Annotated in this window: 28 protein-coding genes; 12 read left to right on the plus strand and 16 right to left on the minus strand. The window is 62.0% G+C overall.

What is annotated here, in order from left to right; genetic code table 11:
* Positions 1-15: 15 nt before the first annotated feature.
* Together PYH37_RS21295 and PYH37_RS21300 are read right to left on the minus strand one after the other, a co-directional pair.
* The gene (locus PYH37_RS21295; RefSeq protein WP_280733384.1) at positions 16-720 is read right to left on the minus strand and encodes an SDR family oxidoreductase; all 705 of its coding nucleotides are present in this window, start codon (positions 718-720) and stop codon (positions 16-18) included.
* A gap of 207 nt (positions 721-927) precedes the next feature.
* Positions 928-1,653, minus strand: a complete 726-nt coding sequence (locus PYH37_RS21300; RefSeq protein ID WP_280733385.1) for a DUF2270 domain-containing protein — start codon at positions 1,651-1,653, stop codon at positions 928-930.
* A 281-nt stretch (positions 1,654-1,934) separates the two neighbouring features.
* Between PYH37_RS21300 and PYH37_RS21305 the strand changes: the two genes are divergently transcribed.
* From PYH37_RS21305 to PYH37_RS21315, 3 genes are all read left to right on the plus strand, one after another.
* Positions 1,935-2,762, plus strand: coding sequence for a class I SAM-dependent methyltransferase (locus PYH37_RS21305; protein WP_280733386.1), 828 nt, complete (start codon positions 1,935-1,937; stop codon positions 2,760-2,762).
* Between the two features lie 174 nt (positions 2,763-2,936).
* On the plus strand, positions 2,937-3,806 hold the full coding sequence (locus PYH37_RS21310) for an NAD(P)-dependent oxidoreductase (RefSeq protein WP_280733387.1): 870 nt from the start codon (positions 2,937-2,939) through the stop codon (positions 3,804-3,806).
* Positions 3,787-4,500: a DNA alkylation repair protein gene (locus PYH37_RS21315; protein ID WP_425336110.1), complete on the plus strand. Its 714-nt coding sequence runs from the start codon at positions 3,787-3,789 to the stop codon at positions 4,498-4,500. Before PYH37_RS21310 ends, PYH37_RS21315 begins: the two co-directional genes overlap by 20 nt.
* A gap of 80 nt (positions 4,501-4,580) precedes the next feature.
* Here the strand turns inward: PYH37_RS21315 and PYH37_RS21320 are convergent, their stop codons facing one another.
* From PYH37_RS21320 to PYH37_RS21330, 3 genes are all read right to left on the minus strand, one after another.
* Positions 4,581-5,066: an Lrp/AsnC family transcriptional regulator gene (locus tag PYH37_RS21320; protein WP_280733388.1), complete on the minus strand. Its 486-nt coding sequence runs from the start codon at positions 5,064-5,066 to the stop codon at positions 4,581-4,583.
* Between the two features lie 64 nt (positions 5,067-5,130).
* Positions 5,131-5,769 (minus strand): uracil-DNA glycosylase family protein, encoded by a 639-nt coding sequence (locus PYH37_RS21325; protein ID WP_280733389.1) that lies wholly within the window; start codon positions 5,767-5,769, stop codon positions 5,131-5,133.
* Positions 5,762-6,445, minus strand: a complete 684-nt coding sequence (locus PYH37_RS21330; protein ID WP_425336111.1) for a thermonuclease family protein — start codon at positions 6,443-6,445, stop codon at positions 5,762-5,764. The genes PYH37_RS21325 and PYH37_RS21330 overlap by 8 nt, the downstream gene beginning before the upstream one ends.
* A gap of 169 nt (positions 6,446-6,614) precedes the next feature.
* Between PYH37_RS21330 and PYH37_RS21335 the strand changes: the two genes are divergently transcribed.
* Positions 6,615-8,150, plus strand: a complete 1,536-nt coding sequence (locus tag PYH37_RS21335; RefSeq protein ID WP_280733390.1) for a sensor histidine kinase — start codon at positions 6,615-6,617, stop codon at positions 8,148-8,150.
* 30 nt (positions 8,151-8,180) lie between these two features.
* Here the strand turns inward: PYH37_RS21335 and PYH37_RS21340 are convergent, their stop codons facing one another.
* On the minus strand, positions 8,181-8,594 hold the full coding sequence (locus tag PYH37_RS21340; RefSeq protein ID WP_280736122.1) for a diacylglycerol kinase: 414 nt from the start codon (positions 8,592-8,594) through the stop codon (positions 8,181-8,183).
* Positions 8,595-8,831: 237 nt separating this feature from the next.
* On the minus strand, positions 8,832-9,848 hold the full coding sequence (gene cobT, locus PYH37_RS21345; protein WP_280733392.1) for a nicotinate-nucleotide--dimethylbenzimidazole phosphoribosyltransferase: 1,017 nt from the start codon (positions 9,846-9,848) through the stop codon (positions 8,832-8,834).
* 140 nt (positions 9,849-9,988) lie between these two features.
* Here cobT and PYH37_RS21350 point away from each other — a divergent pair, with 140 nt between their 5' ends.
* From PYH37_RS21350 to PYH37_RS21360, 3 genes are read left to right on the plus strand one after another with little or no spacing between them, the layout of a single operon-like run.
* Entirely contained in the window at positions 9,989-10,777 is a 789-nt protein-coding gene (locus PYH37_RS21350) for an adenosylcobinamide-GDP ribazoletransferase (RefSeq protein ID WP_280733393.1), read from the plus strand.
* Positions 10,778-10,824: 47 nt separating this feature from the next.
* Positions 10,825-11,046 (plus strand): DUF1289 domain-containing protein, encoded by a 222-nt coding sequence (locus tag PYH37_RS21355; RefSeq protein WP_280733395.1) that lies wholly within the window; start codon positions 10,825-10,827, stop codon positions 11,044-11,046.
* A complete protein-coding gene (locus tag PYH37_RS21360) occupies positions 11,043-11,744 on the plus strand; it encodes a TIGR02281 family clan AA aspartic protease (protein ID WP_280733396.1) in 702 nt (233 codons plus the stop codon). Before PYH37_RS21355 ends, PYH37_RS21360 begins: the two co-directional genes overlap by 4 nt.
* Positions 11,745-11,747: 3 nt before the next feature.
* Here the strand turns inward: PYH37_RS21360 and PYH37_RS21365 are convergent, their stop codons facing one another.
* The 8 genes from PYH37_RS21365 to PYH37_RS21400 form a co-directional block, all read right to left on the minus strand.
* Positions 11,748-12,509, minus strand: a complete 762-nt coding sequence (locus tag PYH37_RS21365) for an ABC transporter permease (RefSeq protein WP_280733398.1) — start codon at positions 12,507-12,509, stop codon at positions 11,748-11,750.
* Positions 12,506-13,432 (minus strand): ABC transporter ATP-binding protein, encoded by a 927-nt coding sequence (locus PYH37_RS21370; protein ID WP_280733399.1) that lies wholly within the window; start codon positions 13,430-13,432, stop codon positions 12,506-12,508. The genes PYH37_RS21365 and PYH37_RS21370 overlap by 4 nt, the downstream gene beginning before the upstream one ends.
* Positions 13,433-13,530: 98 nt before the next feature.
* Positions 13,531-13,878 carry an ArsR/SmtB family transcription factor gene (locus tag PYH37_RS21375; protein ID WP_280733400.1) on the minus strand — a complete coding sequence of 116 codons (348 nt, stop codon included), beginning with the start codon at positions 13,876-13,878 and terminating at the stop codon, positions 13,531-13,533.
* Positions 13,879-13,890: 12 nt separating this feature from the next.
* Positions 13,891-14,781, minus strand: coding sequence for an MBL fold metallo-hydrolase (locus PYH37_RS21380; RefSeq protein WP_280733401.1), 891 nt, complete (start codon positions 14,779-14,781; stop codon positions 13,891-13,893).
* A gap of 139 nt (positions 14,782-14,920) precedes the next feature.
* Complete coding sequence (locus PYH37_RS21385; RefSeq protein WP_280733402.1) at positions 14,921-15,742, minus strand: sulfite exporter TauE/SafE family protein; 822 nt, start codon at positions 15,740-15,742, stop codon at positions 14,921-14,923.
* A gap of 253 nt (positions 15,743-15,995) precedes the next feature.
* Positions 15,996-17,237 (minus strand): extensin-like domain-containing protein, encoded by a 1,242-nt coding sequence (locus PYH37_RS21390; RefSeq protein WP_280733404.1) that lies wholly within the window; start codon positions 17,235-17,237, stop codon positions 15,996-15,998.
* Between the two features lie 300 nt (positions 17,238-17,537).
* Positions 17,538-18,044: a Kazal-type serine protease inhibitor domain-containing protein gene (locus PYH37_RS21395; protein WP_280736123.1), complete on the minus strand. Its 507-nt coding sequence runs from the start codon at positions 18,042-18,044 to the stop codon at positions 17,538-17,540.
* Positions 18,045-18,323: 279 nt separating this feature from the next.
* Positions 18,324-20,141, minus strand: a complete 1,818-nt coding sequence (locus tag PYH37_RS21400; protein WP_280733405.1) for a methyl-accepting chemotaxis protein — start codon at positions 20,139-20,141, stop codon at positions 18,324-18,326.
* 214 nt (positions 20,142-20,355) lie between these two features.
* Between PYH37_RS21400 and PYH37_RS21405 the strand changes: the two genes are divergently transcribed.
* The 5 genes from PYH37_RS21405 (at position 20,356) to PYH37_RS21425 (ending at position 24,279) form a co-directional block, all read left to right on the plus strand.
* A complete protein-coding gene (locus tag PYH37_RS21405; protein WP_280733406.1) occupies positions 20,356-20,745 on the plus strand; it encodes an acyl-CoA thioesterase in 390 nt (129 codons plus the stop codon).
* Positions 20,746-20,756: 11 nt separating this feature from the next.
* Positions 20,757-21,347, plus strand: a complete 591-nt coding sequence (locus tag PYH37_RS21410) for a hypothetical protein (protein ID WP_280733408.1) — start codon at positions 20,757-20,759, stop codon at positions 21,345-21,347.
* Positions 21,348-21,517: 170 nt separating this feature from the next.
* Positions 21,518-22,471 carry an aliphatic sulfonate ABC transporter substrate-binding protein gene (locus tag PYH37_RS21415; RefSeq protein ID WP_280733409.1) on the plus strand — a complete coding sequence of 318 codons (954 nt, stop codon included), beginning with the start codon at positions 21,518-21,520 and terminating at the stop codon, positions 22,469-22,471.
* Between the two features lie 166 nt (positions 22,472-22,637).
* The gene (locus PYH37_RS21420) at positions 22,638-23,420 is read left to right on the plus strand and encodes an ABC transporter permease subunit (RefSeq protein WP_280733410.1); all 783 of its coding nucleotides are present in this window, start codon (positions 22,638-22,640) and stop codon (positions 23,418-23,420) included.
* A gap of 34 nt (positions 23,421-23,454) precedes the next feature.
* Positions 23,455-24,279, plus strand: a complete 825-nt coding sequence (locus tag PYH37_RS21425) for an ATP-binding cassette domain-containing protein (RefSeq protein WP_280733412.1) — start codon at positions 23,455-23,457, stop codon at positions 24,277-24,279.
* A gap of 13 nt (positions 24,280-24,292) precedes the next feature.
* On the opposite strand, the gene PYH37_RS21430 is transcribed toward PYH37_RS21425, so the two are convergent.
* The gene (locus tag PYH37_RS21430; protein WP_280733413.1) at positions 24,293-24,646 is read right to left on the minus strand and encodes a DMT family protein; all 354 of its coding nucleotides are present in this window, start codon (positions 24,644-24,646) and stop codon (positions 24,293-24,295) included.
* Positions 24,647-24,898: the final 252 nt, after the last annotated feature.

Raw genomic sequence — 24,898 nt, forward strand, 5'->3', positions numbered from 1 at the left:
CCTCCGCCGGAAGCGTCAGACCGAGCGGGTGATCCCGCCATCGATGCGAATATTCTGGCCGGTGATATAGCCGCCCCGTTCGGTCGCAAGCAACGCGATCAGTTCGGCCACCTCCTCGGAAGTGCCGTAGCGCTCCATTGGTATTCGCAGGCGCCGCTCCTCCGTCTCCGGCAAGCTGTCGATGAAGCCGGGGAGAACATTGTTCATGCGAACGTTGTCCGGTGCGTAGCGGTCGGCAAAGAGCTTGGTGAAAGCGGCAAGACCCGACCGGAACACGCCCGAGGTCGGAAACAGCGGATCGGGCTCGAACGTCGCATAGGTCGAAATGTTGACGATGCTGCCGGATTTCTGGCTGACCATGATCGGCGTGACCAGCCGCGTCGGCCTGACGACATTGAGGAAATAGACCTCCATGCCTTTGTGCCAATCCTCGTCGGTGAGTTCCAGTACCGGCGCCCGCGGACCGTGTCCGGCCGAGTTGATCAGCGCATCGACCCGGCCCCAGGTGTCGTAAGCGGAATCGACCAAACGCTTCAGATCGTCATTCGACTGGTTCGATCCGGTGACGCCGATGCCGCCCAGTTCGCGCGCCAGCGCCTCGCCCTTGCCGGACGAAGAGAGGATCGCCACCCGGTAACCTTCCGCCGCCATTCTCCGCGCCGCGATGGCACCCATGCCGGAGCCGCCGGCCGTCACGATCGCTACCTTGTCTTCACTCATTCTTGCCATTCCCCCTCGGCCATGCGCGTCCTAGGCAAGCGCAAAGACCCATTACCCAAAGTCAATCCCGCACTCGACCGGTACCTGCCGCGAGCGCCGGTGTAGTTGAAGCAGCCATTTTCGCTGATCTCAAACGAGAATTTCTGATGGCAGCAACAAAAACGCGCACTCTACAAAAACGCCGGTTCGAACGACGGATCCGGTTCGTCAGACATGCACTTCGCCATGGGCAAGCTCGCCCTCGTGCCGTTCCTTGTGCAGCGAGCCGTAGAGGACAAGGCCGTAACACAGCGCGACGCCGATCACCACTCCCCAGCCCGGGAGGGGCCCGAGTGCGGCGTTCTCGGTGAAGTCGGTCCAGGAGCGGACATGGCCGAAGGGTTCGCCATTGGCGGAAATCTTCGGCGAGGAGATTTTCAGCCCCCAGGCCAAGAGCAAGATCAGGTACATCCAGCAATAATTGCGTTGAAGGCGCCGGCAGACGGCCTCCTTGTAGCTCATCAGGAAGGCCGGCTTGCGCAGACTCTTTGCGATCGACGCCGACCATTTGGAGGTCGGCGCGCCCTCCGGCGCGAGAATCTGCGCGAAATAGCCGCGCTCGAGTTGGCGGACGCGAGCGCGATAAACGTCGAAGAAACGGTAGCGCCGCGCTTCGATCAGCAGCAGCAAGGTGATCAGGAGCATGGCGAAGAGAAGTACGCCATGGTGTGAGGTCGGTGTCGAAAGGGAGACGGAAAGCATCGCGGCGACAACCGTTATCGCCCAGTTGGACGTCCGGTCGATGCGATCCCGCCAACCGGCCATTCGCCCCATTTCACCGCGATAATAATGAACGATGGTGTTGATCGTCTCCTGCGTCGACTGCGGCAGCGGCGGACCTTCCCGCTCCGGCAACTCCGTTTCCAAAGTCAGAGGACTGAGTTCGGCAGACATCGGCGTTCCTCCTGATTTTTATTGTCAAAGGATGATGACTCCTTTCCCCTCGGCGATAAATCCCGCCGGCCTTTGCTTCGGTCATTTTTTAACCAAACGCTAAATATTCGCCTTCCGTTCCAGGCGAAATCAGCGGCAAAGCCCGGCGATGCCACGCGGCTGACCGAGCACTGTCGCGGCCTCGCAGAAAGACGGCGTATCATGCGCACGCATCGGTTCCGGCGCAGGATGGCCGTTGACGGAGATTGCCAAAGCCGGTTTGCGGTCGTAAGAAGCGCCTTATGACCCAAAAGACGACGAAGATCGACGAGGAAGCCTTGGCGGAAGCGTATAACCGCGCGCTTTCCCTTGAGAAATCCGGCAATTACGACGCGGCCGCCGCCGCTTACCGGGAGGTGCTGGAACTGGACCCGGAGGACCATGGAGGTGCTGCCATCCGGCTTGCATCCATGGGGCGCGGCGAGACACCGCTGAAGGCTCCGGATGCTTACGTCGCAACGCTGTTCGACCAGCACGCCGACGTCTTCGATAATGTGCTTGTCGACCAGCTCGCCTATTGCGTGCCGCTGCTCGTCCGCCAACGCATCCAGGCGCTAAAGCTCGGGCCCTTCAAGCGAGTGCTCGATCTTGGTTGCGGCACGGGGCTCACCGGCGGCGCATTGCGTGACATGGCGGAAGATATCACCGGCGTCGATATTTCCGAGAACATGATCGAGATTGCTCACGAGAAGGATCTTTACGAGACGCTCTACGTTGCCGAAGCGGTCGATTTCCTGGATGACAACGACGACGAGCCGTTCGACCTGATCGTCGCGACCGATGTCTTGCCCTATATGGGCGCGCTCGAGGCCTTCTTCTTCGGCGCCGTCGACAACCTAGTGCCCGGCGGCCTCCTGATCCTCTCGAGCGAGACTCTACCAGCCGAGACGTTCGCCGAACGCGGCTACGTGGTCGGTCCGCATCAGCGCTTCGCCCATTCAGAAACGTACCTGCGCGATCGCCTGGGCGCGACGGGATTCGAAATCGTCGAAGTCGGCGATATCATTGTGCGGATGGAAGAGGGCGAACCAATTGCCGGGCATTTGGTGATCGCGCGTTTCAAGCCCTGACCTTGAGTGCCCTTCCACGCGCGGCCGCCATCGGCTAAATCTTACTGCATAATTCCTTAAGTCGGACCCGATTTACGGACGAAATTATGCATTAGTTCAAAAGGTTGCAGCGACCTTTGCGCGTTTGAAAAGACGCGCGGCGCTGTAGCCAACGCAAATGGGAGTCTGCAGGACATGGCCAAAGTCGCATTCATCGGTCTCGGAGTCATGGGATATCCCATGGCCGGTCATCTCAAGGTCCGCGGGGGACACGAACTGACGGTCTATAACCGTACTGCGGCCAAGGCGGAGCAATGGGCCGCCGAGTTCGGCGGGCGGACGGCGGCGACCCCGGCCGAAGCGGCAAAAGGCCAAGATTTCGTTTTCGCCTGCGTCGGCAACGACGATGACCTTCGCTCGGTTACGATCGGCAAAGGCGGAGCCTTCGAAACGATTGGGCCCGATACCGTCTTCGTCGATAACACCACGGCCTCGGCAGAAGTCGCACGCGAACTTTATGCGGCTGCCCGGTCTAGGAACGCGCACTTCATCGACGCCCCGGTTTCCGGGGGCCAGGCCGGTGCGCAAAACGGCGTGCTTACGGTCATGTGCGGCGGCGACGCGGAGGCATTCGACAGGGCGAAGCCCGTAATCGACGCCTATGCCCGCATGGTCGGCCTGATGGGCTCCGCCGGTGCCGGCCAGCTCACCAAGATGATCAACCAGATCTGCATCGCCGGTCTTGTCCAGGGCCTCGCCGAAGGCATTCACTTCGGCAAGCGGGCCGGGCTCGACATCGAGAAAGTGATCGAGGTCATCTCGAAAGGCGCGGCTGGTTCCTGGCAGATGGAGAACCGCTACAAGACGATGAATGCGGGCAAGTATGATTTTGGCTTCGCCGTCGACTGGATGCGCAAGGATCTGGATATCGTTCTGGCCGAGGCGCGACGAAACGGCGCCAAGCTTCCCGTCACCGCCCTTGTCGACCAGTTCTATGCCGACGTCCAGGCGCTCGGCGGCAACCGTTGGGATACTTCATCCCTGCTTGCTCGCCTCGAAAAATGACGCTCTCGCCGGCTTCTCGGCTGAAGAAATCATCGACCATATGCGCGCCATCGGTTCGGCGGAAAACGTCGCCGGCATGGCGCGCTTCGGCATCGTGACCGAGACGGCGCTCGGGCTTTCGAATGTCGAGCTTCACCGCATTGCCCGGCTGGTGAGGATCGATCATGCCCGCGCGATCGAGCTCTGGCGGACCGGAATCCGCGAAGCGCGTATCCTTGCAGCTTTCACCGCCGCCCCCAAGGCACTGACGCTCGAGGAAGCGGGGCGCTGGGCCGATGAATGCAATTCCTGGGAAGTCGTGGACACCATCGCCGATCTCTTCGTCGGCGCGCGCTTCGAGGACGTGCTGATACCGGAATTTGCCGCCGATCAGCGCGAGTTCGTCCGTCGCCTTGCTTTTGCGATGATGGCGACGGCGGCCGTGCATCTCAAGAGAGAACCCGATTCCAAGCTTCTCGCTTGGCTCCCGCTGATCGAGGCGCATTCCAATGACGGCCGCAATTTCGTGAAGAAGGCGGTCAATTGGGCGCTGCGACAGATCGGCAAGCGCAGCGCCGCCTGCCACGGACCGGCATTGGCGCTCGAGGAAAAGCTCGCAGCGAGCGAAGATCGCACGGCGCGATGGATCGGCAAGGAAGCGCTGCGCGAACTCGGCAGCGAGAAGGTCCGCAGCAAGCTCGACCTCCCGATCTGAATCTGTCCGCGACCGTGCGCGTCTGAGTTGACGCGCGGCGCTGTAGCGAAAGATGCCGTGCTCACCGGAGCATGGAAGGTCTACTCTTCGCCAGTCTTCTGATCGATGATCATGTAGTCGAGCGGCAGCTGCGTCGTATACTTGATCTGCTCCATTGCAAAGGCCGAGGAGACGTCGCGAATCTCGATCTTGGCGATCAGTCGCTTGTAGAATGCGTCATAGGCCGCAATATCCGGCACCACCACGCGCAGGAGATAGTCGACGTCGCCGCTCATGCGATAGAACTCCACCACTTCGGGAAACTCGGCGACCACTTCGGAAAAACGCCGCAGCCATTCCATCGAATGGGAATTGGTGCGGATCGAAACGAACACCGTAACCTTGGTGTTGATCTTCACCGGATCGAGCAGAGCCACGCGGCGTCGGATGACGCCGTCCTCTTCCATCTTCTGGATGCGTCGCCAGCAAGGTGTCGTTGAAAGCCCCACCTTCTTGGCAAGGTCGGCAACGGCCAGAGTCGTGTCCTCCTGCAAAAGGCGCAGGATCTTGCGGTCTAAGCGATCCATGGAAAGTCCTCTCGAATATTTTTCCTTCTATAACCCGAAATTCGTGAAAATAAAGAAAATTGTTTCAGGCAGTCAGCGCTTCGACACGCTCGCGCAGGAAAGGCAGCACCTCGGTTTCGAACCACGGATTTTTCCTCAGCCATCCCGTGTTGCGCCAGCTCGGATGCGGTACCGGCAAGACGGCAGGAGCGGCATTGCGCATTGCATAGCGCCGCCAGTTCCGCACGGTTTCGGTCATCGATCGAGGACAATCCGGCCCCAGATGCCAGCGCTGAGCATAGTGACCGATCGCCAGCACCAACTCGATCTGCGGCATGGCGTCGATCACCCGCCGGCGCCACAACGACGCGCACTCGCTTCGTGGCGGCAGATCGCTGCCGTGCCTGTCGTAACCCGGAAAGCAGAAGCCCATCGGCACGATCGCGAAGTTGCGCGGATCGTAGAAAGTCGCCCGGTCGACCGCGAGCCATTGGCGTAGCCGGTCGCCCGACGCGTCGTTGAAGGGCAGCCCGCTTTCATGCACCCGCAGGCCTGGCGCCTGGCCGGCGATCAGGATCCGCGCCGATGCGGAAATGACCGCCACCGGCCTCGGCTCATGCGGCAGCCGGTATTCGTCGCCACGCGGAGGATTGTCGCGACAGAGGCGGCATGCGGCGATGGCCGCGCGCAGGTCCTGCAGCCGGTTTCCGTCGCTATCAGCCATTGCCGATCCCCTTAACGATCTCCCGCGCCTCCTCCTCGAGCCATCGAACAATGAACTCCAGCCAATCGCCTGCGCGGTGCGATGTTTCCTCTCCTCCGCCGCTCGTCCGGCGCCATTCCTGCGGCCTGACGAAATCACCAGCCCAGAGGCCGCTCCGTTCGCTCTGCGCCCTTTCCTCCTCGTCGCGGTAAAGGCCGTAGCTCACGGCATGCCCGGAGAGAACCATCTCGCGACCGATATCGCGGCCACCCGCCTCGCAGACGCCAAGATCCCGCCCGTAGCGGTCGCGGCCGTGAAGGCGACAGCTTGCGGTCGTCCCGTCTACCAGAGCCTTCAGTCGACGACGCGCTTCCCCGCCGCAATCCCAGACGGTCTCGCCGCGCCGGCATGTCTGGCCGATCTCGGGCGCATCGATGCCCTCGATCCGCACGCGTCGCCCGCCAAGCTTCAAACTATCGCCGTCGCTCGCCGAGGCCGAGCCGCGCAACTCGCCGGTCACGGACCGCTCCGGCGGTGGCAGCTTCGCCGCGACGTAGGCGCCGAGACTGAGCAGAAGGAGGAATATCCACCCGCCAATCGTTCCGCCGCGCCCTTCGGAACCTATGCGCCGATCGTTTCGGCCCGCAGCCCTTGCCCCGATACCACCGATCCGGAACTTGCGATTTCTCGGTCTCACACACGGACCTCTTCATTTCGCACCGCCATCGGCTCCATTCTCTGCCTATCCCGTCGAGGCCAAAAACCGCAATCGCGCCACAATGGTTGTTGAATCCTTCATGCGGAGCAGCAACTTCTTAAGGATTGCATCCTAGACTGCAAGCTCAACGCAATCCTCGATCAAGAGCATGAGTATCGCCGCCAGCACATCGACGGATAAGATCATTGTCGACAAGTCGCGAAGCCATCGGAACAAGGCCGTTTCGAAGACCGTGCGCGCGACTCGTCAGCGGCTGCAGACCGGTTCGTCCGCCCCTTCCGGTTTCGACCGCGAGATGCTTTTTCTCCATATCGACTCCGTCCTGCATGGCGCCATCGCCATGCCGCTGCTCGTTGGCCTGATTGCGGCCGGCGGTGTCTATCTTTCCGAGGATCCGGGAATCCTCGCCTGGGCCTTGATGACGCTTTCCGCCCACGCGGTGACGATCTTCCTGGCACGCAAGGCAAGGCGAGAGAACTTCGGCGCGGAGAAAGTCGCAACTTGGCGCCGCCGCTTCCTCGCCGCCCAGGTGCTGATGGGCTTGTGCTGGGCCGTTTTCGCGACGCAGGATTGCCCAGCCTGCGGCGATATCAGTTTCGGCCTCTTCGAAGGAACCGGCCTGCTGATTGCCCTCGCTGCAACAGCAATGGGCACGTTCCTGCTGCGCAACGCGCTGCTCTATACATTCGTGCCGGTCGTCGTCGCGCTCGGCTTCTCTTCGCTGGCGGCCGGCGATCCGGTTCACATCGGTCTGACCGGAATCCTCTCGCTTTCGCTCGTCTTCCTGGTGTTCATGACCGGCCGCATGAACCGCGCCAATGTCCATATCCTCTCGGTTCAGTCGGAGAAGGACGATCTCATCGCCGAACTCGAAGTGGCGAAATCCATGTCCGACGAGGCCCGCCGGCGCGCGGAGGAAGCCAATCTCGCCAAATCGCGTTTCCTCGCCTCGATGTCGCACGAATTGCGCACGCCGCTCAACGCCATTCTTGGCTTTTCGGAGGTCATGTCGACCGAAGTGCTCGGGCCGCTCAGCAATCCGACATACAAGGAATATACGAGCGACATCCACCGTTCCGGCGAGCATCTCCTCAATCTCATCAACGAGATCCTCGACCTCTCGCGGATCGAGGCGGGCAGGTACGAACTCAATGAAGAAGCGGTGAACCTCGTGGAAATCGCCGAGGACTGCATCGGCATGGTTCAGCTTCGCGCCCGAGGCAAGAACATCACGATCGGCCAGCAATTCGAGCAGGGCATGCCGGCGGTTTGGGTTGATGAAAAGGCGATGCGTCAGGTCACGCTGAACCTGTTGTCGAACGCCGTCAAATTCACGCCCGCCGGGGGCGAAATCACCGTCAAGGCCGGCTGGACCGCCGGCGGCGGCCAGTATGTTTCGATCCGCGACAACGGACCGGGAATTCCGGAGGAAGAGATCCCGATCGTGCTTTCCGCCTTCGGCCAGGGCTCGATCGCCATCAAGAGCGCCGAACAGGGCACCGGGCTCGGCCTGCCGATCGTTCAGGCGATCCTCGCGAAGCACAACGGCCAGTTCATCCTACGCTCGAAGCTGCGCGAAGGCACCGAGGCGATCGCCATCCTGCCCTCCCGACGCGTCCTCGAGAGCTTGCCGCCGGTGGAAGATGTCCCCTCGCCCGCGCGCCGCCGCAAGAGCTTCGCCTGATGCAGAGAGCCGCCGGGTGTGACCCCTTTCTCAGCCCAGGAACCCTACCAGAAACACCACGTAAAAGGCGTAGCCGGCATTGGCGAGGATAAGGCATAGGCAGGCGAAGGATCCGAGATCCTTGGCGTTCTTGCCCATTTCGGAGATTTCCGGCGACACGCGGTCGACAATCTCCTCGATCGCGGTGTTGATCGCTTCGAAGGCCATCATCAGCAGGAACAGGATCGCCATCGCCACGTATTGGAAAAGCGTCGCGCCGGCGATGACGAAGGCGACCATCGCGACGGCGAAGGCGATGAGTTCGTGGCGGAAGGCAGCTTCGCCGATCAGCCGTTTCGCACCCCCGAGCGAATAGCTGGCAGCAGCAAAAAGATGCCGGATACCGGTGTGCTTGGCGAAGGTTCCGGTCTGTCCGCTGCGTGAGGTCGTGTTCTTGGCGTCCATTTCGTCTCGACGGGCTTGAAACTGCGGAGCTTCGACATTGCGATTGAGGCGATTGCAAGGCGGCTTCAGTTGCAGGATGTGCAGGTATTCCCGCTGCACCCGGCGATTCCGCCTCAAAACGGAATGCCCGGATATGCGAGAAGATGCCCGGCATCAAGTCCTGCGAGACAAAAGCATATCATGCACGACAGCCAACCGACAGCAACGGACGAAGTTCCGCGCCGCGGAACGATACTCTCACGCCTTATTGCTGACGCCCGCCTGAGCGAAGGTTGCCATGCCGCTATGGCACGCGGCGGCAGCCTTGACGATGCCGGCTGCGAGTGCGGCACCCGTGCCTTCGCCGAGCCGCATGCCGAGCGCCAGAAGCGGCGTCTTGCCGAGCTTCTCGATCGCGCGCATATGCCCTGGCTCCCCCGAAACATGACCGATCAGGCAATGGTCGAGCGCGGCCGGATTTGCCGCCTTGAGGATCGCCGCCGCGGCGGTGGCCACGTAACCGTCTATGATGACCGGCACCTTCTGCATGCGGGCTGCAAGAATGGCCCCGGCCATTGCCGCGATCTCGCGGCCGCCGAGCCGGCGCATGAGTTCGAGCGGATCGGAGAGGTGATCGCGGTGCAATGCCACCGCCTTCTCGACTGCCGCGATCTTGCGCTTCAGCACTTCGCCGTTTGAGCCGGTTCCCGGCCCCACCCACTCCTCCGCCGCGCCGCCATAAAGGCCGAGATTGATCGCCGCGGCGATCGTCGTGTTGCCGATGCCCATCTCGCCGATGCAGAGAAGATCCGTGCCGCCGGCAATCGCCTCCATGCCGAAGGCCATGGTAGCGGCGCAATCGCGCTCCGAAAGGGCGGCTTCCTCGGTGATATCTCCGGTGGGATAGTCAAGCGCGAGGTCGAATACCTTGAGGCCCAGATCATGGCTGATGCAGATCTGGTTGATCGCAGCGCCGCCGGCGGCGAAGTTCTCCACCATCTGTGCCGTGACAGACGGCGGATACGGCGTCACCCCCTGCCTGGTCACGCCGTGATTGGCGGCGAAGACAGCGACCAAGGGCCGGTTCACCGCAGGCGGACGCCCCGTCCAGGCGGCGAGCCAGAAGGCGATTTCCTCAAGACGCCCGAGAGCACCCGGCGGCTTCGTCAGTTGCGCGTCCCGCTCACGCGCGGCAACGAGCGCCGCGGAGTCCGGTCCCGGGAGGTTGCGCAACAATTCGCGGAAATCATCAAACGGCAGGCCGCTGGCACTCATGGGAAATCCTTGCATGTATGAAGCCTCGTAGGCGCACCTCATAGAGGGTGGGGCCGCTTCCGGCAACGGCATTTGCGCCAAATGCCGTCGTCTGCGCATCATCGGCGACGGCGCGGCGATTCGGGGCCGCTGGAGGGGCAATGACATATTTGCGTGATCTCTGGGATGACGTAGCGCGGTCGGTGGCGTTCTTGAGTCGCATTCCGATGTCGCAGCGGCATTTTCTCGATTACGACGGCCGGCTGAGCCGCGCCGTGCGCGCCTTCCCGCTTGCCGGCATGCTGATTACGCTACCCGCAGCAGCCTTGGCAGCGCTGCTGATCGCGTTTCACGTAAGCTCGCTCTTTACAGCCTTCGTCGTTGTCGCCGTCCAGGCCCTCGTGACCGGCGCACTGCACGAGGACGGGCTCAGCGACGCCGCCGACGGTTTCGGCGGCGGCCGTGATCGCGAGAGTACGCTGGCGATCATGAAGGATAGCCGCATCGGCACCTACGGCGCGGTCGCACTCATCCTCTCCTTCGGCCTTCGCGTTGCCGCGCTCGCCTCCTTCCTGCCGCTGCTCGGGGCTTGGGGGGCCGGCCTTGCGCTCCTCGGCACTGCGGCTCTCAGCCGCGCAGCCATGGTCTGGCACTGGTCGCGCCTGCCGCCAGCACGTCGCGACGGCGTGGCGGCGTCGGCTGGCATGCCTGACGCGCAGGCGACCTCGGTCGCGCTCGGCTCCGGCGCTATCCTCTCGCTGCTCATGTTCTTTGCGGCGGGCGTTCCTACGATCGGCGCCTTGCTGTCGTTCGCCGCTTTCGCACTCACCGTACCGGGATTTGGCGCGATCGTCGCGCGCAAGATCGGCGGCCATACTGGCGACACGATCGGCGCAACTCAACAACTGACCGAAATCGCCGTTTTTGCCGCTCTTGCGCTGGCGATCTGAAAAGCCGATATAATTCAAGCAATACAGAGCGGAACAAGCCTGGAAGCATGGAATCTCCCTGCATTCTCGTCTGTGCGATCGACGACAAGACCGGCTACTGTTTCGGCTGCGGCCGCACGCGCGACGAAATCGGTTCCTGGACGCTCTATACCGACGCCGAGCGGCACCGCATTATGATGGCTCTGCCGGAGAGACTGGCCGCGGTGGAGCGCAAGCCGCGACGCGAAACGCGCCGGTCACGTATGGCGCAAGAACGAAACGGCGCATGAACCCTCTGATCCTTTTGCTCGCAATCCTCGCTGCCGGGCTCGCACTGTTGATCTTCAATCACGACAGCGGCCGGACCTTGGGCATGAACAATGATGATTTCGGGCAGCTTGTCGCGCTTGGAGCACTCGCAACGCTTCTCGCGGCCGCCATTCTCCGCAGACCCCGCCAGATTGGCGAGAGCTTGCGCCAGATCGCCATCTGGCTCCTCATCGCCCTCGCGCTCGTCTCCGCTTACGTCTATCGTTTCGAGCTTCAATCTTTCGGTGACCGGCTGCTTGCAGGACTCGTTCCCGGCCGGGCGATGGTCGTCACCGACGGCGAAGGACATCAGGAGGTCGTGCTGCAGAAGAGGCTCGACGGCCATTTCGAGGCCGACGTGACGATCAACGGCCGCGACGTCAGCATGCTTGTCGACACCGGCGCAAGCAGCATCGCCCTCACCTACGAGGACGCCGAGAGGATCGGCCTCGACCCGGCGAACCTCAGCTATACGGTAACGGTAATGACGGCCAACGGGCCAGCGCTCGCCGCCCCGGTGATCTTGCCGGATATCGCGATCGGTCCGATCAAGCGGAAGAATATCCGCGCAATGGTGACGGCCGAAGGCAAGCTCGACGGTAGCCTGCTCGGCATGAGCTTTCTCTCGACCCTCGACTTTCTGCAGATGCGCACCGACCAGCTAAGGCTCAGGGACTGAGCGTCACGCCCGAAGCTTGTAGCCGGTGCGAAAGATCCAGGTCAGGATGGACATGCAGACCGCGAGGAAGACGAGAATGATTGCCGCGCTCGCGAGCGGATTGACGTCGGAAATCTCGAAGAAGCTCCAGCGGAAACCGCTAATCAGATAAAGCACTGGATTGAAATGGCTGACCGCCCGCCAGAACGGCGGCAGCATGTCGATCGAATAGAAGCTGCCGCCGAGAAAAACCAGCGGCGGGACCACCAGCATCGGGATCAGGTTCAATTGCTCAAAATCCTTCGCCCAGATGCCGATGATGAAGCCGAAGAGGCTGAAGGTCACCGCAGTGAGCACGAAGAAGAACAGCATCACGAAGGGATGCGCGATGCTCAAATCGACGAAAAGCGATGCCGTCAGCAGGATGATCGTGCCGATCATCAGCCCCTTCGTCGCCGCCGCACCGACATAGCCAAGCACGATTTCCACCATCGACACCGGCGACGACAGCACCTCGTAGATCGTGCCGGTGAACTTCGGAAAATAGATGCCGAAGGAGCCGTTGCCGATGCATTGCGTGAGCAGCGTCAGCATCATGAGGCCAGGCGTGATGAACGCGCCATAGGACACGCCGTCGATCTCCTGGATGCGACCGCCGATCGCTGCGCCGAAGACGATGAAGTAGAGAGAGGTTGATATGACAGGCGACACGACGCTCTGCAGCAGCGTCCGGCGTGTGCGCGCCATTTCGAAGAAATAGATGGATTTGATTGCTTCGATGTTCATCGCGCCGCTCCTACGATCTCCACGAAAATATCCTCGAGTGAACTCTGCCGCGTAGAGATGTCCCGAAGCCGGATGCCGGCCTCGGCCAGCGCCGCAAGCAGCGCAGTGATGCCCGTCCGATCCGCGCTCGTGTCGTAATCATAGATCAGACGGTGCCCTTCATCTTCGAGCCTCAGATCGTAGGAGGACAGCGTATCCGGAACCCGTTCCAATGGCTGGGCGAGCTCGACGCGCAACTGTTTGCGGCCGAGCTTCGTCATCAGCGCTGCCTTGTCCTCGACCAGAAGGATCTCGCCGCCATTGATGACGGCGATGCGGTCGGCGATCTCCTCCGCCTCCTCGATATAATGTGTCGTCAGAATGATCGTCACGCCCGAAGCGCGCAGCCGCTCGACGACCTCCCACATACTCTTGCGCAAATTGACGTCGACGCCGGCGGTCGGCTCGTCGAGAAAGAGTATCCGCGGCTCGTGCGACAAAGCTTTGGCGATCAGCACGCGCCGCTTCATGCCGCCCGAAAGTTCGCGCAGCACGTTGTCCTTCTTGTCCCAGAGCGAAAGGTCTTTCAGCACTTTCTCGATGTGCGCGGGATCCGGCTTCTGGCCGTGCAGCCCGCGCGAGAACGAGACCGTGTTCCAGACGGTTTCGAAGGCGTCTGTCGTCAGTTCCTGCGGCACCAGCCCGATCATCGCCCGGGTCTGGCGGAAATCCCGTATGACGTCATATCCCCCGACCGTGACCTTGCCGCCGCTCGGATTGACGATACCGCAAATAATCGAGATCAGGGTCGTCTTGCCGGCGCCGTTCGGGCCAAGCAAAGCGAGGATTTCACCGTCCTCAATATCGAGGCTGACTCCCTTCAGTGCCTGGAAACCCGAGGCATAGGTTTTCGAGAGATTGGAAACGGAAACGATGGGCGCCATGAAGTGGATCCGGGAGCAATCGGCAGGGTGCCGCTCTATATGGGCCGATTCATGTGCAATTGCAGCCCGGCCGATAGAAAAAACGGCATGACGCACCGTCAACTGCGGCGATCACGTTCACTCCTTCCCTCACGGCAGAAGATCTCGTAGAGCGCCATCACCAAGCGGCAGGCCTTTTCCTCGGCCAGCCGATAGAAAACCTGCTTCGCATCGCGCCGCGTCGTGACAATGCGGGCGTCGCGAAGTACCGTCAGTTGCTGCGATAGCGTCGGCTGACGTATGCCGAGCAACTCTTCCAGTTGGCCGACCGAGTGCTCGCCTTCCACGAGGGTGCAGATGATCATCAGCCGGTTCTGGTTGGCGAGAGTCTTGAGAAGCGCCGCAGCCTCACCCGCCCGCCTGCTCATGTCCGGGCGCAGGTTACGAAATTTCGTCACAGTGCCCATTGTTGTCTCCTGTCAGTTCCAGGCAGCGCCCTGGAGCGCGTTGAGCGGGAACTTGAGATAACGCGCGCCGTTCGCTTCCGGTTCGGGGAGTCGCCCGCCGCGGATGTTGACCTGCAGCGCGTGCAGGATCAGCTTCGGCATAGGCAGCGTCTTGTCGCGCGCTTCGCGCAGTCTGACGAACTCCTCCTCGGTGACGCCGACGAGATGCGGATTGCAGCGCTTCTGTTCGCCGATCGTGCTTTCCCAGCGCGGCTCGCGGCCATTCGGCCGGTAATCGTGGCCGGTGAAAAGGCGGGTCTCGTCCGGCAGGGCGAGGATGGCGTTGATCGAGCGCCACAATTGGCGTGCATCGCCGCCCGGAAAATCCGCGCGCGCAGTGCCGCTATCCGGCATAAAGATCGTGTCGTGAACGAAAGCCGCATCGCCGACCACGTAGGTGACCGAGGCTAGCGTGTGCCCTGGCGAATGCATGACTCGCCCCTCGATGGAACCGACCGAAAAATGGTCTCCGTCGGCAAAGAGCCGGTCCCATTGCGAACCATCGGCCGCCAACTCCGGCCAGTTGTAGATCGCCTTCCAGAGGTTTTGGACCCGGATGATTTCGGCGCCGATCGCGGTCGGCGCGCCGGTTTTCCCCTGCAAGTAGGCGGCTGCTGAAAAATGGTCCGCATGCGGGTGCGTATCGAGAATCCATTCGACGGTGAAGCCCTGCGCGGTCACATAATCGAGGATCAGATCGGCCTGCTCGGTCGCAGTCGCACCGCATTTCTCGTCGAAATCGAGCACCGGATCGATGATGGCGCAACGCTTCGTCTGCGGATCCGAAACGACATATTGTACGCTGCAGGTACGCGGCTCATAAAAACCTTTTACGTCGGGTGTCGCTACCCTGGTCGCAGGCATGGATGCCTCCGTTTCGCAACAAATATATAATTACGTATAATAATATTCTGACCCGTTTCATCGGGTCTCGTTGAAGATCGCGGCAGTTAGGCTACTGCCGAGAATAACAGAGTGAATCCACGAAATGAATTGCCGTTCGTCAGCCGTAGAGGCTGTAGAAGAAACGCGTTGCTATCAGGATCATGAAAATGCCGAAACCCGCCTCGAGCTGGCGACGATCCATCGCATGGGCCAGTCGCACGCCGAGCGGCGCGATGAGAAGCGTGATTGGAATGATCAGCGCCACGGCGATCCAATTGATGAAACCGGTCGAAAGCGGCGGCAGGCCGGGTTCGCCCCACCCCGCCCAGATGTAGCCGAAAAGGCCGGGGATCGAGATCAGCACGCCGACGCCAGCGGACGTCGCGACCGCCTGATGGATCGGCCGGTTGTGTAGCGTCATGAAGGTGTTGTTGAGCACGCCGCCGCCGATGCCCATGAGACCGGAGAGAATGCCGATCACCACGCCAACGAGCCACGTCACCGGGTTCTTCGGCAGATCATTACCGATCCGCCAGTTCGCCCGATTGAAGAGCATCCGGAAGGCGACGGCGAGCGCAATCACCGCAAAGATCAGCCGCAGCGTTTCGCTGCCCACATAGGCCGCGATGATCGAAGCTAGGATGGCCCCGAGTGGCACGGCGACGATCCAGTTGCGCAGCAGCTTCACGTCCACCACCCCGCGCTGGTAGTGCGACAGAAAGGACCGTACCGACGTGGGCACGATGATAGCCAGGGACGTGCCGACGGAAAGATGCATCCTGACCGTGTCATCGATCCCAAGCAGCCCGAAGACCTGGTAGAAGACCGGCACGAGGATGGCCCCGCCGCCGATACCGAAAAGGCCGGCAAGCACACCGGCAACGACACCGGCCGCAGCCAGCGCCAATGCAAACATCATCAATTCCGAGACAGGCGGCATGGAAAATTCCGGTCGGGTGGAATCCGGCGAAGGAACATCGCGGATTTGCGCTGAACGGCTATGACTGTCATGAAACGGTGATGCTTTTCAATCACTTTGACCACGCGCGGAGCGGCTTCGCTCTCGTGATTGCACGCTGGAGCCTCCCCTAACCTCCGGTGTTTTAGCCGGCTTCCTCGCCGGCTTCTTTTTTCCGAGCGGGGCTGGAGAAAAGTCCACGACGGTTTTCCGCCCGCATCCCGCTCACAGAGACTCAGTCGCAATGGCGGTAGCCGGATTTGCGCGTTCTCAGATCGAAGTGGAAATGGTCTTTGTGGAAAGGATCGCTGCCGGGGCCGAGCACGGTGTTGAAATACTTGCAGCTATCGGTGCGCACCGCCTTCAATAGTCCGCGCTCACGGAAAGCGAAAAAGCCCTTCTTCCGCACGTCGATTTCCTTGCCGTTCTTCAGCACGAACTTGCCGACGTCGATCGCGTTGCCGCGCGCGTGTTCCGACATCGGATTGCCGCGGCGGGAGTTCATCGTGCGGCAGGAATAGCCGCCGAGCGGCTTGATGGTCTTGACGCCGGACCAGTAACGATAGCGCGAGGACGGCGCGAGTTCGTACTTGACCCACTTGGCAAACGCTTCGGTGACCTCGCAATTGAGCTTCACCGCAGGCTTGACCGCAATATTGCCGGAAAGGCCTCGAAGTTCGATCGGGTAATCGATGCCGCAGGAGGGTCCGTTATAGATGCGCGGAACGTCGCGGAAAACGACGCCGAGTTTCTTCAGGCTCTGGCGGCATGCAATCTCCGAGCGCGGCATTTCGCCGGTATATTCCGGCGCCGACAGCGGATTGCGCGCGCGCGGCAGGAAGGCCACCTGCTGTGGCTCCTCAGCGCGGCGAAGCGCCCGCTGCTGCGGTTGATAGCGCGCCTTCTTTCCCTCTTCGGCGGAGATCCGCTCCGGAGTCAGCGGCGGCAGGTCTGGATCGTAGCCAGGGGTTGCATCCTCGGCCGGCGCGGACTGAGCCGACCCTACGAGCTGGCGCACCGTGTCCTCGCCGATGCCGCCTACCACCGGCTGGCTGGCATTGCCTTCGGCGATTTCATTGCGTTGCTCCTCGGCCAGCCCCACCACCGGCTGAACGCCGAGCATCGCATCCATGTTGACCCCTTCGGAGGGGATCGTCATCGCGCCGGCGCTGGCCGTTTGCGGTTGCACCGGCGGCTCGCTGTCGATCATCGGCAGCTTGCGCTCTCCCTGCATGGGTATGCCGGCGGGAGCCGTACCGGTATTGCCCCTGAAGGTCGATACCGGCTCGCCCGAGGGATAGGCGGCGGCAACCTCCTGCTCCGGATCGGCAATAACCGGCGCCGCCCTGATCGCCCCGACCCGGGAACTGCCGTCGACCCTGGCAGGCGGTGAAAGCACATCGGTCGTGCAGGCGACGAGTGGAATGGAGAGCAGAAGCGCCGTCAACGGTCGATGGAGAAGAGAAACATACGCCATACTCATTGCCGCCTTCATCCATGACAAAGCCAGGGCCCCGTCGATGCGCCGCCCGCCCACAGCCGAAGGGTGACCGGCGGCTATGTCGCCAAGCGGGCACGCGGGCAAAAAAGCGAGATTTGCGGAGCAGTTTATTCAAACGTGGTAAATGAAGGCTTTCAAATGGGACGCTACATCCGGCCATTCACTCGACGGCACCGCGTCGCTGCGTCGACAGCAGGACGACACCGGAGAGGCCCGCACCTCACGGATACAGGCCTCTCGATGGAAACCGACATTTGTGTTCGGCTTGCTTTCCGATCAGCGGCATTCCCCGCGATGGATAACCTGGAACCCGTCCGCGCCTGCCTCGCAGGCATTGGGGAAGGTCCGCAGGCGCCCGCCCCGCTGACCGCATACCGGCGCGAATTCCCGCGTGCAAAACTGCTGTTGCGGCGGACGATCGTCGCCGCGGCGGCATTCGCCCGGCGCGATCACGCGGAAACCTTCGGACCGTGCCGTGCAGGCGTTCGGGAAAGTCTGCCTTTGTGCCCCGCGCTGACCGCAGACCGGCGCGAACTCGCGGGTACAAGCCTGCTCCACCGGCGGACGGTTGTCCGGGCGGCATTCGCCGCGATGCAGGATACGGAAACCGTCGGCACGCGCGTGGCAGGCATTCGGGAACGTCCGCAGGCGGTTGCCGCGCTCGCCGCAGACCGGTGCGAATTCCATCGTGCACATTTGCGGACCCGGTGGACGGATCGGACCCGGACCGGGGCGCGGCTCATCCACGACGACCGTGCAAGCCGACAGAAAGCCGATGACCATGAGGATCAATGCGGACGGGCGCGTGATGAAAAGCTTGAGAAGCGACACAGGAATACCCTCTCTGGATCCGTGATGAAGCGCTGCGGCCCCGATAGTCTTGCGACAGCCGTCGCCCCCGTGAGCTCATCTCACCCGCCGCGCACCATTGCGTCAAGACCCGCGAACTCCTCATCCACATACAACCGGCGATAGGATCGACGGAGGAACGCACGAATAAAAAAGCCCGCGTCCTTTTCGAACGCGGGCCAGTTTGCAAGATCATTTTCTATTTGTCTTCCTTCAGGCTGCAGCCTTGCCGTAGGCCGACTGGCTATCCCGCTGCTGCAGGCAGAATCTTTCCAGCAGCGCCTTCAGTTCCCGGCTCTCCTGGGCCAGCGTCTGGCTAGCCGCGGTCGTTTCCTCGACCATGGCCGCATTCTGCTGTGTCATCTGGTCCATGCTGTTGACCGCCGTATTGACCTCATGGAGGCCTGTGGCCTGCTCGCGGGATGCGGTTGCGATCGAAGCCACCTGCTCGTTCACGCGATTGACCAAGGTTTCGATTTCCATAAGGGCATCGCCCGTCGAGCGCACCAGGTTCACGCCGGCGCCGACCTCCTTGACCGAGGTGCCGATAAGGTCCTTGATCTCCTTTGCGGCACCGGCCGAGCGTTGGGCAAGCTCGCGCACTTCCTGGGCGACCACTGCAAAGCCGCGTCCAGCCTCGCCCGCCCGCGCCGCCTCGACGCCAGCGTTGAGCGCGAGCAGGTTGGTCTGGAACGCGATCTCGTCGATAACGCCGATGATCTGGCTGATCCGGCTGGAGGAGGCTTCGATCCGCCCCATCGCGTCGATCGCATTGCGGACGATGCCGCCGGATTTCGCGGCACTCGCCTTGGTTTCATTGACCACGTCGCGCGCTTCGATGGCGCGCTCCGAAGCGTGGCGAACGGTCGAGGTGATCTCATCAAGAGCGGCCGCCGTCTCTTCCAATGCTGCCGCCTGCTGCTCGGTGCGGCGCGAGAGATTGTTCGCCGCCTCGGAAATGTCACCGGCGCTGCCGTGGACGATTTCGGTCGACTGCGAAATGGCGCCGATCACGTCGCGGAGCGCTGCGGCGGCAGTGTTGAAGTCGTGCTTCAGCTTGCCGTATTCCGGCGCGATCCGCTCGATTTCGGCGGTGAGATCGCCACCAGCCAACCGCTCGAGCGCGGCGCCGATCGTCTCCATCGCATCGGCCTGCGCTTCGGCAGTGGCGCGCTGGCGTTGCTCGTTGCCGCGCCGTTCGGCACTCAGCCTATCCTGCTGCTCCGCTTCGCGCGAGCGCAGTTCCAGACGCTCCTTGACCGAGTCGCGGAGTACCACCAGCACCTTCGCCATTTGGCCGATCTCGTCGCCGCGGTCGGTCTCGGGCACCTCGGAGGACAGGTCCTCATCTGCAATCGCGCGCATCGAGACCTTCAGCTTTTCGACCGGCCGCACCACGCTGCGCACGATCGCCAGCGCCGCCAGCAGGATCGCCAGCGCCGCCGCGGCGAGAATGCCGCCCATCTGCCAGGCGCGCTCGCGGAACATCGCCGCGAGATCGTCCGCATAGACGCCGGTACCGACCACCCAGCCCCAGGGCTTGAAACCGGCCACATGCGAATATTTCAGCACGGGCTCATCGAAGCCGGGCTTCGGCCAGTAGTAATCGACGAAGCCCTGCCCTTTGGCTTCGACGGTCTTGACGAATTCTATGAAGAGGAACTTCCCGTGCGGGTCCTTGTTCTGGGAGAGATCCTTACCGTCCAGTTCCGGCTTGATCGGATGCATCACCATCGTCGGGTGCATGTCGTTCACCCAGAAATAGCCGCTTCCCTGGTAACGCATCGCCTTGACCGCTTCCAACGCCCGCTTTTGCGCCTCCTCGCGCGAAAGCGTTCCCGCCGTTTCCTGCTTGTAGTAGGCGTCGAACACCGCGATGGCGTTTTCGTTCATCGCCGAAAGCATTGCCTTGCGCTCGGCGACCAGCTTGTCCTGCGCCTGAAGCAATCCGAAGATCAGTGCCGCGGCCATGGTCAAGAGCGCGAACGCCACCAGCGCGTAAAGACGCGCCGAAATCCGAAATCTTTTCATCCCCTGCCTCCATTTAGAGAACTGCAGCATAGAGGCAGGTATTTGCAAAGCTCCTAACAAACGCTCACTAGATTTGACGGTCGGCAATTAACGCTTCGGAAACCGAGACGAGCAGGCCCTGCCCTCACTCAGCGTGGAATTGTCGATGCATACCCTTTCCTCGGACGCCAGCCGTACGCTAAAACCCTTGTCCGGCAACAGGGAGACAGGCCGCATGACTGCAGTGATCAAGCCGAACGGAGAGCTTACCTTGCGTACGCTCGCCATGCCCGCCGATGCCAATGCCGCCGGCGATATCTTCGGCGGCTGGGTCATGGCCCAGATGGACCTTTCCTGTGGTATCCGGGCTGCCGAGCGCGCCAGGGGCCGCGTGGTGACCGCCGCCGTCAAGGAAATGGCCTTCGCGCTGCCGGTGAAAATCGGCGACACGCTCTGCATCTATACCGACGTCATCAAGGTGGGGCGCACCTCCATGACGCTCAAGGTCGAAGCCTGGGCGCAGCGCTACCTCTCACATGTGATGGAGAAGGTCACCGACGCCATTTTCGTGATGGTGGCGCTCGATGCGACCGGCAGACCAACGCCGGTGCCGCCGGGGGAATAGGGAACACAGCGATGGACGCGCCGCAACCGGATCCGGCTGTCTTCTCCCATATCCGCGTCGTGATGGGCATGATCATCAGCCTGAGCCTGGCACGACTCTTAAGCGGCGTCGCGCTCTTCGTGCAGCATCCCGGCAAGACCCGGGTCTACTGGGTCCATCTCGGCTGGGTGCTGTTCATGTTCGTGTTCCTCGTCCATTTCTGGTGGTGGGAATATCACCTGCATGCGCTCCCGGTGATCGACGTCAGCGTCTATCTCTTCGTCATCCTCTACGCCTGCGTCTTTTTCTTTCTCTGCGTGCTTCTCTTCCCGACCTCGCTCGAAGAGTACAGCGGATACGAGCACTATTTCATGTCGCGGCGCGCCTGGTTCTTCGGCTTTCTCGCCCTCGCCTTCGCCGTCGACATCGTCGATACGGCTGTAAAAGGAAGTGCCTATTTCCAGTCCTTCGGCATCGAGTATCCGCTGCGGAATGCGGCCTATATTGTCCTATGCATCGCGACCGCCCTGACGCCGAACCGGCGCTTCCATGGCGTTTTTCTCGTGGCCGCGGTTCTCTATCAACTCACCTGGATGTACCGCGCTTTCGACCTGCTCGACTGACCGAGGCGAAAATCCGCTCCGGTCTGATCAAGGCCGCTGCAAAATCGTTTCTCTTCCATGCCCGTGCGCAGAGCAAATAAACTCTATAAATTTAGTGATGTTCTATTACACTGGTTCCCACGAAATCGGACCGGCCTCGAATGCCCGTCCCGACAGCAGGAGTGGGATCGATGTTCAAACTGACCAAACGACTTTTCGGCACCGGGCTCTTCACCGCCGCCGTCCTCGCCTCCTTCGGCGTCATGGCGGAAGATCTAAGGGAATTCCGTATCGGTTTCCAGAAGACCGGGCTGCCGGTCGTTGCCCGCCAGCAGAAGGTGATCGAGAAGGTGCTGGAACCGCAGGGCGTTTCGGTTTCCTGGGTCGAATTCACCGCTGGCCCGCCGCTGGTCGAAGCGCTGAACGTCGGCTCGATCGATGTCGGCTGGACTGGCGATGCGCCGCCGATCTTCGGCCAGGCGGCAGGCTCGGCGATCGTCTACGCGGCCGCCCTGCCCTCGAACGGCAAGGGCGAGGCGATCTTCGTCAAGCCGGACTCGCCGGTACGATCGCTTGCAGACCTCAAGGGTAAGAAGATTGGCGTTGGCAAAGGCACCAGCGCGCACAATCTCGTCGTGGCCGCCCTCGAAAAGGCCGGCGTCGGCTTCAACGAGGTTACGCCGGTCTATCTCAACCCCGCGGAGGCGGCAGCAGCCTTCGCCAGCGACAAGATCGACGCCTGGGCGGTATGGGATCCCTTCTTCGCCATCGCAGAAACGCGCTACAAGCCGCGCATTCTGACGACGTCGGCCGAGACGCTGAACGTCAACACCTATTTCCTCGCCAATCGCGACTTTGCGAAAAACCATCCGGAAACCGTATCGGCCACGATTGCCGCCTTGAAGGATGCCGCCATCTGGGCGGACGCCAATCGAGACAAGGTGGCCGAAGCCCTGCACGAGGTGACCGGCGTCCCGCTCGAACCGCAGACGCTCGCCGCCAATCGCACCGTCTTCGACATCGGCCCGATTACGCAAGAGATCGTCGCCGGCCAGCAGCAGACAGCGGACCGGTTCCACAAGCTTGGAATCATCCCGAAACAGATCACCATCTCGGATGCGGTCTGGACAGCGCCGGGCAACTGATTCCGCAGGACGATCCTGCGATCATCCTGAAACGTTGGAGCGGATGCGGGCGGACCGCTTCAAACCTTACTTATCCCGCTCCGAGAATGAACCCTCCCAGGGCGAGACCATGCCGGCGTCGGCTTTAAGGCCGGCGCGGGCGGGGCAGTCATCTAAAGGACAGGCCATGATCAAGCGGCATGCAGCATCATACCTTCGCACTCTCACCGGCTGGGCGCTGCCTGCGATCGTCATCCTGGTTTGGGAGATCGCCGCCCGCGTTGGCTGGATTTCCCCGAACGTCATGGCGGCACCTTCGTCCGTGGTCAAAGCATTCCTCCGCCTGTTTGCCTCAGGCGAGCTTTTCGAAAACATTGGCGTCAGCACCCTGAGGGCATTATCGGGCTTCGCGGTCGGCGGCTCGATCGGGTTGGTCTTCGGTCTCGCCAACGGGCTGTCGACCTTGAGCCGCGACGTCACCGACACGACGCTACAGATGGTGCGCAACATCCCCCATCTTGCGCTGATCCCGCTCGTCATCCTCTGGTTCGGCATCGACGAGGAAGCGAAGCTTTTCCTGGTTGCCCTCGGCGTCTTCTTTCCGATCTACGTCAACACCTTGCTCGGCATCCAGAGCGTCGATCCGCAACTGGTCGAAATGGGCCGCATCTACGGCATGTCGCGACGCGAACTGTTCTTTCGCGTGATCCTGCCGGGCGCTCTGCCTGCCATCTTCGTCGGGCTGCGTTATGCGCTCGGCATCATGTGGCTGACGCTGATCGTCGCCGAAACGATCGCCGCCTCTTCCGGCCTCGGCTACATGGCGATGCAGGCGCGCGAATTCCTGCTGATCGACGTCGTGGTGCTGTCTATCCTGATATACGCCCTGCTCGGCAAGCTCGCCGATAGCCTCGCACGGCTCCTCGAACGTTTCACGCTGCAATGGCACCCGGCCTTCCAGAGGGCCTGAATACACGCCGGCACTCAAAAAGGAGCGAACCCGCATGTCCGTCATAGCTCTCCATCCGCAGGGCAAATCCGCCACCGCAGAAGGCACGACCAGAAACCGCGTTTCACAGCCTTCGCCGGAGCCCGGCCACAGCGCCGCGCCCGCCTTTTCCTTCAGGGGCATCATCAAGCGCTTCGGCGACAAGACGGTGCTCGACGGCATCGATCTCGACGTGGCGCAGGGTCAGTTCGTCGCCGTGATCGGCAAGAGCGGCTGTGGCAAGAGCACGCTGCTGCGGCTGCTTGCCGGCCTCGATCGTCCGACCGGCGGATCATTGGTGATCGCCAACGGCAAGGCCGAAGGCCAGCGTAGCCGCATCATGTTCCAGGAGCCGCGCCTCCTGCCCTGGGCGACGATCGGCAGGAATGTCGAAGTCGGCCTCGCCGGTATCGTCAAAGGTCAAGGGGCCCGCGAACAATCGCTGGCGATCCTCAACGAGATCGGCCTGGCCGACCGCGCCGGCGAATGGCCCTCGGTTCTCTCCGGCGGACAGCGCCAGCGCGTGGCGCTCGCCCGCGCCCTCGTCGCCCATCCCTTCATTCTGGCCCTCGACGAGCCGCTCGGGGCGCTCGACACGCTCACGCGCATCGAGATGCAGCAGCTTCTCGAACGCATCTGGCAGCAGCAGAAATTCACCGCCGTCCTCGTGACCCATGACGTAACGGAAGCCGTGGCGCTCGCCGATCGCGTGGTGGTGATCGACAACGGCCGCATTTCGCTCGACCTGCCGATCCCGCTCGAACGCCCGCGCCGGCACGGCGCGCCGGAACTGGCGCGGCTGGAAGGCGTCATTCTCGATCAGTTGTTCCGGCGGCGCTGAGGCGCAGCGAGCCTCACGCCTTGAAGATGAACGAGGCACCGAGGGCGATCAGCGCGAAGCCGACGAACTGCTGCCAGCCGATCGGCTCTTTCAGCCAGAAGACCGAGAAGATGACGAAAATGGTGAGCGTGATCACCTCCTGCATCGTCTTCAATTGCGCCGCCGAATAGACCGAGTGGCCGATGCGGTTGGCCGGCACCGCAAGCCAATATTCGAAGAAGGCGATGCCCCAGCTCGCGACGATGACGATATAGAGCGGCGAAGAGGTGAACTTCAGGTGCCCATACCAGGCGAAGGTCATGAAGATGTTGGAGATGAGGAGCAGCAGGACCGGCCAGACATAGGCGGGATTGACGGCGAAGGGCATGAAAACCTCGGGAGAGCACGAATCAGAGGCCAAGAATGATCCGGCCTCACCCGCCGTTGCAAGCGCCTTCGGCTCCTCGACGCAAGACCGCTCCAAGCCTTCGTTAAAGGCCACGTCCTGCCAGCGATCAAGGCAGCTATGCCGCAATCCTGCCGCGCAAGCGGGGCGGCGATGTCAACCGTAGAGGCGGAAAAATCCACCCTCTCCGTTTCCCTTTTGTACTCATTCCCTCTTGGCTTTCCGCATGACTCT

The sequence above is a fragment of the Sinorhizobium numidicum genome, from assembly GCF_029892045.1.
Taxonomy (GTDB): domain Bacteria; phylum Pseudomonadota; class Alphaproteobacteria; order Rhizobiales; family Rhizobiaceae; genus Sinorhizobium; species Sinorhizobium numidicum.